The organism is Acidipropionibacterium jensenii DSM 20535, assembly GCF_000425285.1.
GTDB lineage: Bacteria > Actinomycetota > Actinomycetes > Propionibacteriales > Propionibacteriaceae > Acidipropionibacterium > Acidipropionibacterium jensenii.
Map to the genome: position 1 here is coordinate 87,466 of NZ_AUDD01000012.1, position 8,842 is coordinate 96,307.

The window sequence follows — 8,842 nt, forward strand, 5'->3', positions numbered from 1 at the left end:
CGACGGTCCTCAGCCCGGAAGGCTGTGGACCACCGCTTGTCGTGCCATGCAGCAACGCTACCGGATCGGCGAAGCGCATGGGAGCCCAAATGCTCTCCCACGGCCGCGATTTCGCGCTTCAGGCCCAGCGGGACGGGTGCTCGGCGTCGGCCAGCACCAGGCAGGCCAGCACCAGATGTCCGGCGCGGTCCAGCGCCCTGGCCCCCTCGGCGAGGGTGGCACCGGTGGTTCTGATGTCGTCGAGAAGCACCACCGGGGGCTCACCGGGCCCGGCCGGCAGGGCTGTCATCGAGTGGGCCTGGTTGGCCACCCGCTGGTCGTGGTCCAGCTGGATCTGGTCGCGCACCCGGCGGGTTCGGCGCAGCAGCGGTCGCACCGCATCCGGTGGCAGGCCGCAGGAACGCGCGGCCGAGCGCACCAGATCTGCGCAGTGATCTGCTCCCCGGCGCCGTACCGCGGCCCGATCCGAGGGCATCGGGACCAGGCTCACCGGGCCGTCGGCGGCCTCGACGACCGCCCGCAGCCCCACCCCGAGGCTGGATCCGAGGGGGCGGCTCAGCCAGCCGGCGCCTCGGTCCTTGTGCGCGGTGACCAGGTCCGGGAGGGGGTCGCGGTAGGGCAGGCAGGCGACCACCGGCGGCGGGCCGTCGAGGATGACGCGGGGATGGGCCTCAAGGGCCGCCAGGCAGCGCCGACAGATCCCGCTGCCCGGTCGTCGGCATCCGGGGCAGCAGGCCCCCAGCAGCAGGTCGGCCAGCGGGTCGAGCACGCTGTCATGGTACTGACCGGCACGGCAGGCGGGCGGGCCGAGTCCGGTGCTGACTAGATGCAGATGCCCATCCCGGTCACCTGGTCGGCCACCGTCCGCCACCGGTAGCGGTCCTCGAAACGCAGCACCTGACCGCCGTCGGTGAGAGCCAGGACGTTGATCCCATCCGAGCGCGGCAGGGTGCTCAGGCTCACGATGTTGACCCCGCTGAGGGGTCCCACGGCCATCCCGTCGGAGCCGTCCAGCGCGATCTGGTAGGGGGCGCCGGGCGAGTCGGCGGTGGCCCTGGCGACCACCATGAGTTCGGTCGCCGAGATCCAGCCGACATCGTCGATGAGGGTGAGTCCCGAGTCGCTGCCCTGCAGGTGGTACTCGCGCAGACCGTCGACGACGACCCCCGGGGCCCCGCCGGTGGTCGGTCGGATCCGCAGCATGGCCAGCACCCGGTCCCCGCGGTCCTGGAGCACCACCGCGACCCGGGCGAGGTCCGGGGACACGGAGAACGCCACGACGCGTCGGGTGGCCAGCTCGTCGGCCCGGATCTGGAGTCTGCCGCGGCTGCTGCCGACCGCGATGAACCGCGACGAGTCGCCCTGCACCGAGACCGTCCAGCAGGTCCCGTCGGTGCTCACCTGCGGTCTGAGCAGCCCGGTCCCGAGGCCAGCTGGCGGGTGACCCGGGCCCCCTCCTGCCAGCTGAGCAGGTTCTGCCGGGAGGAGTCCACCACGGCCCAGAACCCTCCGGAGGGTTCCACCGCGACGCCGACCGGGGACTCGCCGCCCGAGTCGGCGCCGAGCAGCCCGCGCAGCGGGGTGAAGGTGCCTGACTGGTCGGAGACCTGCCCCAGCACCCCCCGCCGCAGCACCTTCATGGTCGGCAGGTCCGAGGAGATCAGCGGGGACATCGAGGTGAACAGTCCGGTGGAGACGGTGTCGTCCTCGGCCGCCCCGGGGATCGCCACCGAGGTGCCGCCCACCGTGAACCGCACCCTGGAGACCTGGGGGTAGGCGGCCAGGGTCCAGCTCACCTGGGCCGCGACCTGGCGGCGCTGGGCGTCGGTGAGGCGGGTCACCTCCGGGCTCAGCGGCACGGTGGATACTCCGGCGTTGTCCACCGCGACGGCGTCGGAGGACAGCTTCGTGCCGGTCGGGAAGACATTGGTGACGGCCCCCGCCAACCAGTCCGAGGGACCGTCGAGAAGATCGGTGACCGCGGTGGTGGGGTTGGAGGTCGCCTGGGGAAGGTGCACCAGCTCGGGGACCAGGAAGGGGCGGGTGAGGCTGGTGAAGTACAGCGCGACCGTGGAGTAGGCCCGGGAGAAGGCGAACAGCGAGAGCACCAGTCCGTCGGGCGGCCGGGAGATCCGCAGCTCGCCGTCGACCCTGGTGATCCCGAAGTCCAGGTCGATGGACTGGCCGGTCACCGGCCGGTAGCGCCCGGCGGCGTCCAGCCGGGCGATGATCGGCGCCTTGAGACCGGCGGTGCTCCCGGTGACGACGGGGGTGTTCGTGGTGGCGTCGTAGATGACGGCTCCCGACTCGGGGTCCCAGCTGCGCGCGGCGGCCTCGGTGAGGTACTCCCGGGCGATCCGGTAGGAGTTCTGGGGACTGGTCATCGACTGCAGGAAGCCGGCCACGATGATCTCCGGGGAGGCCTTGCGCGGTGGCGGCTGGGGGTCGACGTCGATCCCGACCCGTCCCGGCGTGTCGGCGCTGGCCGAGACCTGGGTGACCGGCCCGGTGGTGGGCACCCTGGCGCATCCGGCCAGGGCCGCCAGACCGGCGCCCAGCCCGAGGAACCGGCGTCGGGACAGATCGCGGCCGGTCATGGCCTGCTCCCGGTGATCTGGGGCCGGTCGTCGGCCGGGACGGCCGGCAGCGGCGATCCGGTGAGCGGGTGGTTGGGACGTCGGGGCAGGGTGAGTCGGAACTGGGCACCGCCGCCCGGCCGGCCCCATGCCTCCAGCCAGCCGTGGTGGAGGTGGGCGTCCTCCAGAGAGATGGCCAGCCCCAGGCCGGTCCCGCCGACGCTGCGCACCCGCGACGGGTCGGCGCGCCAGAATCGTGCGAAGACCTTCTCGGCCTGCCACGGCTCGAATCCGATGCCGTGGTCGCGAACCGTCACCGCGACCGCCTGGTCGTCGAGGGCCACGGTGACCTCGACCGGGCTGGACTCGCCGTGCTCCAGGGCGTTGGAGACCAGGTTTCGGATGATCCGGCGGATCCGTCGCGGGTCGACCTCGGCGGTCGCGGGCCCGTCGGTGGAGACCACGACGGGGGTCTGGAGCTTCTCGGCCAGAGGCTGGGCGGCGTTGACCTCGTCGGTGACCAGGTCGGCGACATCGCACAGGTCCAGGGCGAGCACCGCCGCGCCGGCGTCGAACCGCGAGATCTCCAGCAGGTCCGACAGCAGGGACTCGAACCGGTCGAGTTCGTCGTGGAGCAGTTCGGTGGCACGGACCATGTCCGGGTCGGAGTCGTCGCGGGAGTCGATGAGCATGTCGGCGGCCATCCGGACGGTGGTGAGGGGGGTGCGCAGCTCGTGGGAGACGTCGGAGACGAACTGCTGCTGGAGGCTGGACAGGTTCTCCAGCTCGGTGATCTGGCCCTGCAGGGTGGCGGCCATCCCGTTCATCGAGGTGGCCAGCCGGGCGAGGTCGTCGGTGCCGCGGACCCGCATCCGCTCGTCGAGATGTCCGTCGGCCAGCCGCGACGCGGTGATGCTCGCCCGCCGGATCGGCCGGGCGATCTCGCGGGTGGACAGGAAGGTCGCGATCCCCATCGCCAGCATGATGAGTCCACCGAAGGTGATCACGACCCGTTGCACCAGGGCCAGGGTGGCCGCCTCATCGGTCTCGGGGAAGATGAAGTAGATCGGGAAACCGCGGTTCTCACCGGGGGCCCACAGGGTCGACCCCACCACGATGCCGGGATCTCCCGGTCGGTCCGGGTCCGAGTAGAGGATGGTCGTCGGCTGGGTCCACATCCCCTCACCTCGGGTCACCTGGGCCTGGAGCTCGGGGGGCACCGACTCCACCGAGATCCCCTCCGAGACCAGTCCTGACACGGGCCCCTGGATGATGACGTGGTACTGCCCCGACTGGCGGGCGGCGTCGTCGGCGAGCTGGTTGAGGCGTTCGTAGAGGGAGGCGGTGCGAAGGTCGGTGCTGCGCAGCTGCTGCTGGAGACGGGCCAGGGAGGTGGTCGCCTCGGCGACCGAGGCGCTGCGCTTGGCGTCGAGGATGCCTGCCTCGACCCGGCGGACCAGGAAGTATCCGAAGACCAGCAGGACCACGAGGGTCCCGGTGAGCGCGATGGTGACCATCCGAAGACCGAGGGAGGACCACCACAGGCGCGCCGGGCCACGGAGCAGTCGGGCTCCCCGGCGCCCGTGGACCTTCTCACCGGGCCCGGGGTGCTGGCCGGTCAGTTCTCCTCCCGGTCACCGGAGCCGGCCCGGTAGCCGACCCCACGAACGGTGATGACGATGCTGGGGTGCTCGGGGTCGCGCTCGATCTTGGAGCGCAGCCGTTGGACGTGGACGTTGACCAGTCGGGTGTCGGCGGCGTGACGGTACCCCCACACCTCCTCGAGGAGGGCGTCGCGACTGAACACGTCGTGCGGGCGGCGTGCCAGGGCGACCAGGACGTCGAACTCGAGCGGGGTGAGGGGGATCTCCTGTCCGCCTCGGGTCACCTGGTGGGCGCGCACGTCGATGACCAGATCGCCGATCGATGTCACATCGGACTCGGTGTCGGTCGCCGCCTCCAGGGGTTGTCTCAGGCGGGTCCGGATGCGGGCCACCAGCTCCTTGGACTTGAAGGGCTTGGAGACGTAGTCGTCCGCGCCGGCCTCCAGCCCGGAGACCACGTCCTGGGTGTCGGAGCGGGCGGTGAGCATGATGATCGGGACCCCCGAGACCCGCCGCACCTCCCGGCAGACGTCGATCCCGTTGCGTCCGGGGAGCATCAGGTCCAGCAGGATGAGATCGGGCTTGAACCGGTCGAAGACGTCGAGGGCCCGCGAACCACTGGCGCACCAGTCGGTGACGAATCGTTCCTTGTGGAGCACGAGCTGGAGCATCTCTGCCAGGGCGGGGTCGTCGTCGACCACGAGTATCCGCTGGCCCGTCGACTCGGCGCTGGGCTGGGTCACGCTTCGGCCTCCTCGTTCGTCACCGACTCTCGACGCCCCCTGTCGGAATCCAGTTCACATGGTAGTCCGCGGCTGCACACAGGACAGTCCTGATGGTGCGTGACCGATGGTTGCGGCCCCCGGTGCCGCCTTGCCCTGATGCCATGTCCTGCCGCCCGGTCCTGAGTCTGGTCCTGAGCCTGGCCGACCATCCCCGCCTGGACGCGACCGCCGCTGAGAGGACCTCAGTTGACGTGGCCGTCGTGCTCCTTGGGCATCGTCGCCATCATCGCCAGCTCACCGTTCTGACGGCGCAGCACTCGCCGCCACAGGGTCTGCGGGTCGGAGCCGAAGAGGTCCTCCTCGTGGGCGCGGGCCCGGACCCAGTCCCCCCGGACGATCTCCCCCTCGAGCTGTCCGGGCTCCCATCCGGAGTAGCCGGCGAAGATCCGCAGGTCGGAGTAGGCGCCCTCGACCAGTTCGACGGGGGTGTCCAGATGGAGCAGACCCACCGGCCCGGACACCCGCCGCCAGCCGGGCGGCTCCTCGGAGGGGTGGTGCAGCCGGGCCAGGCAGACCGCCCCGTTGGGGGACACCGGTCCACCCTGGAAGAGGGTCTGAGGAGGCACCGTGAGGTGCACCCACTCGGGCAGCACCTCCGCCAGGTCCATCGGGGCGGGGGTGTTGAGGATGACGCCGAGACTGCCCTGCTCGTCGGCGTCCAGCAGGTAGATGACCGATCGCGCGAAGATCCCGCTGGTGACGGCCGATGTCGCGATGAGGAGTTCCCCGGCGCGTGGGGGATCAGCCAGGATCATGCGTCCATCCTTGCACGATCGGGCAGTGCGCCGGTCAGGATCGTCCCGGCGGCAGGGAGCGGGAGTCGAGGGTGAGCTGCATGAGCGCGAGATCGAGCCAGCTGCCGAACTTCACCCCGACCTGGCGCATCAGCGCAACCCGCTCGAATCCCAGGCTGCGGTGCAGGCGGATCGAGGCGGTGTTGCCGGCCTCGATGGCGGCGACGATGACATGCAGTCCGAGCGCTCGGGCCCGCTCGATCAGGGCCGTGGCAAGAGCTCGTCCGGCTCCCCTGCCGCGGTGCTCGGCGGCGACGTAGATCGAGTCCTCGGCGGTGAGACGGTAGCCCGTGAAGGATGCTCGCCAACCCGACAGGGAGGCGTATCCGAGCACCTGTTCACCGTCGGGTCCCGGCGACACGGCGACCAGCACCGGGTAGCCCGACCGCTGATGGTCCTGCCACCAGGCTCGCCGGTCCTCCTGGGTGACGACCTGGGAGTTCCACACCGCGGTGGTGTTGCGCACCGCCTCGTTGTAGATGGCGGTGATCGTCGCAAGATGCTCGGGACCGGCGTCGACGACGCGGATCTCTGCCCCCGACCGGCTCACGGATCGACTCTGGGACGACATGGCGCCCACTGTAGGGCGAGTACGGGCCGGCAGAGACACCGGTCGTGGCAGCCGATCAGGAGACCACCGTCCACGCTGTGAGTGCTCGTGCCTGATTCTGCGAGCCGTCGTGGAGATGGCCCTGGAAGTCGGAGTCGCGGAGCCGGGCTCCCCTGACCGACGAGTCGGGCAGCGCGTGGACCGACATGGTTGCCACCATCGGTGCCACGCTCGACTTCCTCACCCCCACGGCCAGGTCCTCGGCGACCTTCTAGAGCGCGTTCCCCGAGATGGGGGCGCAGAGCCGGGCGACCACGGAGTTGCCGTCGAGCCACAGCTGCTGCACGTGTCCCCCGTCGGGCACCGTCACCTTCGCTGCCGCGGCGAGGTCGGGATCGATCTTCTGGGTGCTCTGGTCGCACCAGATCTGGTAGTCCGCGGTGGATCTCCAGTCTTTGGAGGCCGATGACCCCGGGGTGGGGACCCCGGTGGAGGCGGTGGTCGGGACACCGCTGGCATGTGAGGATCCGCCGCACCCGGACAGTGCCGGGGTGAGTAGCACCACGGCGGTGAGTGTGGCGACAGCGATCCGATGCATGTGGTCTCCTTCGAGGTGGCGGGCGCTTCCGTTCGCCGCGACGTCGAGATGTTCCCACAGGTGTGTGACAGTTTCCGCACCCGTCCAGCCACGGTGCACACAGCTGCGCGCTGCGACAGGAACAGGAGAGGTGGGCCGATCTCCTGCCGGCGGAGCCGGGCACCCTGGGGGCGGGTGGCGACGTGCGGAGTCCTTCGGGCCCTGATAGCTTGCGTGGGTGATTGTGAGCCCGATGTGACGGTGGCGACCGTGGTGGCGCCCTCGGCGCCCCTGACCGGTGGCCGCGACAGGATGTCGGCCATCCGGTGCGTTGGCATCGGTGTCGGGCTGTGGCTGGTTCAACGACTGGCGGTGGTTCTCACCCTGCTCATCGGTGGCGGCCGACTTCCCGACGACCTCATGAGGTGGGACGGTCAGTGGTACGCCCGCGTGGCGACGAACGGGTACCACCTGCCGACCGCGACCGGCGGCGGCTCCCACCCGTGGTTCAGCGATCTGGCCTTCTTCCCCGGTCTGCCCGCTGCGGCACGCCTGCTCCACCTGTGCGGCCTCTCGGGTACCTGGGCCACCCTGATCGCCGGCTGGGCCGGGTTCGTCCTCGCCGCGGCGGTGGTCACCCTGGTGGGACGCCAGGTCGGCGGTCCGCGGGTCGGGATCCTGCTCGTCCTGCTGTGGGGGGTGGCGCCGCGTGCCGTCGTGGAGAGCCTCGGGTACTCGGAGGGATGGTTCATCGCCGCGGTGGGGACCGGTCTGCTGATGGGCCTGCGGGGCCACTGGGGCAGAGCCGGACTCGCGGTCTGCGTGGCGGGACTGTTCCGCCCCGCGGTCGTTCCTGCTGTGGTGCTTCTCGGGCTGGTGTGGGTCGCCTCATGGCCGGTTCTCGGGCGTGGCGTCCCGGCCTCGCAGAGACGACATCGGTTGCTGGGAGCGGTGCTGGCGCCGTGCGGCATCGTGGCCTACATGGCCCTGGTGGCCTTCCGCACCGGAGCCTGGGACGGGTACTTCCTGATCCAGCGGGGATGGGGATCGACCCTGGGCTGGTCGAACCAGGTGTTCCGCACCGCAGCACGGATGTGGCCGGCATCCCCCTACAACTGGGCCTACTTCGGGCTGGTCGCGGCGTCTGTCGTGCTCTACGTCCTGCTTCTGGTGGCGATGTTCCGGACGCGCCAGAGTCTGCTTCTGTGCGGCTACGTGGCCCTGATTCTGCTCCTGACGGTCTTCTCCCAGGGGTACTTCCACTCGAAGGCGCGGTTCATGCTCCCGGCGTTTCCGGCGTTCCTTCCGGTCGCCCAGCGCCTGGAGAGGATGCCCCGGTGGATCACCGTTCTGGCGCTGCTGGTCCTCACCGGTCTGTCGACGTGGTGGAGCATCTCGGTACTGACCGGCCGCTACTCACCCTGAGATTGCGCCGGGGCTCCGAAAGCCCCGGGGACGGCGAAAACCCGTCCCCATATGGGGGCGGGTCTTCTGTGAGTGGATGTCCTGACTTGTTGCATTGGCTTAGTGCCCCGCATCGGACTCGATCGCGTTGATGATGGCGCGGGCCTCGGGTGTGGTCTGGGGCTTGATGGTGTGAAGCGAGCCGTTGATCTCCAGGGTCGCTGAGCGTAGTGGGGCGAGGGTATGGACGATCCGTTTGACCGACAGGCCGGTGACCTGTCGTAGGTAACGCGAGACGGCCAGGGCGGCGAATGCCGTGGTCAGGTGGGCCTCGATGGAGTCAGAGAGCCGGTGGAAGATGGGCCGGGCCCGCAGGTCGGACTTGGCCATGCGGAAGGAGTCCTCGACGTGCCAGAGGTCGTGGTAGGCCCCGATCACCTGGACCGGAGTCATCACCGATACTGGAATATTGGTCACGTATCCCTTCAACCCGACCAGTTGGCGGGCCCGGTCGATCGCCTTGTGATCCAAGGACAAGCCGTTCGCCGATGC

General features: G+C 70.2%; 11 protein-coding genes. 1 reads left to right on the forward strand and 10 read right to left on the reverse strand.

Features of this window, described 5'->3' with window-relative positions:
• Positions 1–118 precede the first annotated feature (118 nt).
• The 9 genes from H590_RS0109155 to H590_RS0109195 all read right to left on the reverse strand — a co-directional run bounded on the left by H590_RS0109155 (position 119) and on the right by H590_RS0109195 (position 6,907).
• Positions 119–769 (reverse strand): ComF family protein, encoded by a 651-nt coding sequence (locus H590_RS0109155; protein ID WP_232020985.1) that lies wholly within the window; start codon positions 767–769, stop codon positions 119–121.
• Between the two features lie 53 nt (positions 770–822).
• The gene (locus H590_RS18765; protein WP_342663338.1) at positions 823–1,503 is read right to left on the reverse strand and encodes an LpqB family beta-propeller domain-containing protein; all 681 of its coding nucleotides are present in this window, start codon (positions 1,501–1,503) and stop codon (positions 823–825) included.
• Positions 1,398–2,597: an LpqB family beta-propeller domain-containing protein gene (locus tag H590_RS0109165; protein WP_028703317.1), complete on the reverse strand. Its 1,200-nt coding sequence runs from the start codon at positions 2,595–2,597 to the stop codon at positions 1,398–1,400. Before H590_RS0109165 ends, H590_RS18765 begins: the two co-directional genes overlap by 106 nt.
• Positions 2,594–4,120: an MtrAB system histidine kinase MtrB gene (mtrB, locus tag H590_RS0109170; protein WP_269471514.1), complete on the reverse strand. Its 1,527-nt coding sequence runs from the start codon at positions 4,118–4,120 to the stop codon at positions 2,594–2,596. The genes H590_RS0109165 and mtrB overlap by 4 nt, the downstream gene beginning before the upstream one ends.
• 74 nt (positions 4,121–4,194) lie before the next feature.
• Complete coding sequence (gene mtrA / locus H590_RS0109175; RefSeq protein WP_028703319.1) at positions 4,195–4,923, reverse strand: MtrAB system response regulator MtrA; 729 nt, start codon at positions 4,921–4,923, stop codon at positions 4,195–4,197.
• Positions 4,924–5,147: 224 nt separating this feature from the next.
• Positions 5,148–5,720, reverse strand: a complete 573-nt coding sequence (locus H590_RS0109180; RefSeq protein WP_028703320.1) for a YqgE/AlgH family protein — start codon at positions 5,718–5,720, stop codon at positions 5,148–5,150.
• A gap of 34 nt (positions 5,721–5,754) precedes the next feature.
• Positions 5,755–6,309 carry a GNAT family N-acetyltransferase gene (locus H590_RS0109185; protein WP_269471510.1) on the reverse strand — a complete coding sequence of 185 codons (555 nt, stop codon included), beginning with the start codon at positions 6,307–6,309 and terminating at the stop codon, positions 5,755–5,757.
• Between the two features lie 76 nt (positions 6,310–6,385).
• The gene (locus tag H590_RS18365; protein WP_154655318.1) at positions 6,386–6,553 is read right to left on the reverse strand and encodes a hypothetical protein; all 168 of its coding nucleotides are present in this window, start codon (positions 6,551–6,553) and stop codon (positions 6,386–6,388) included.
• A gap of 27 nt (positions 6,554–6,580) precedes the next feature.
• On the reverse strand, positions 6,581–6,907 hold the full coding sequence (locus tag H590_RS0109195; RefSeq protein ID WP_028703322.1) for a hypothetical protein: 327 nt from the start codon (positions 6,905–6,907) through the stop codon (positions 6,581–6,583).
• 213 nt (positions 6,908–7,120) lie between these two features.
• Here H590_RS0109195 and H590_RS0109200 point away from each other — a divergent pair, with 213 nt between their 5' ends.
• A complete protein-coding gene (locus tag H590_RS0109200) occupies positions 7,121–8,311 on the forward strand; it encodes a hypothetical protein (protein ID WP_126412639.1) in 1,191 nt (396 codons plus the stop codon).
• A 99-nt stretch (positions 8,312–8,410) separates the two neighbouring features.
• Here H590_RS0109200 and H590_RS0109205 read toward each other — a convergent pair.
• Positions 8,411–8,842: IS1634 family transposase (locus tag H590_RS0109205; protein WP_028703324.1), on the reverse strand; the 432-nt coding region annotated here is incomplete at its 5' end.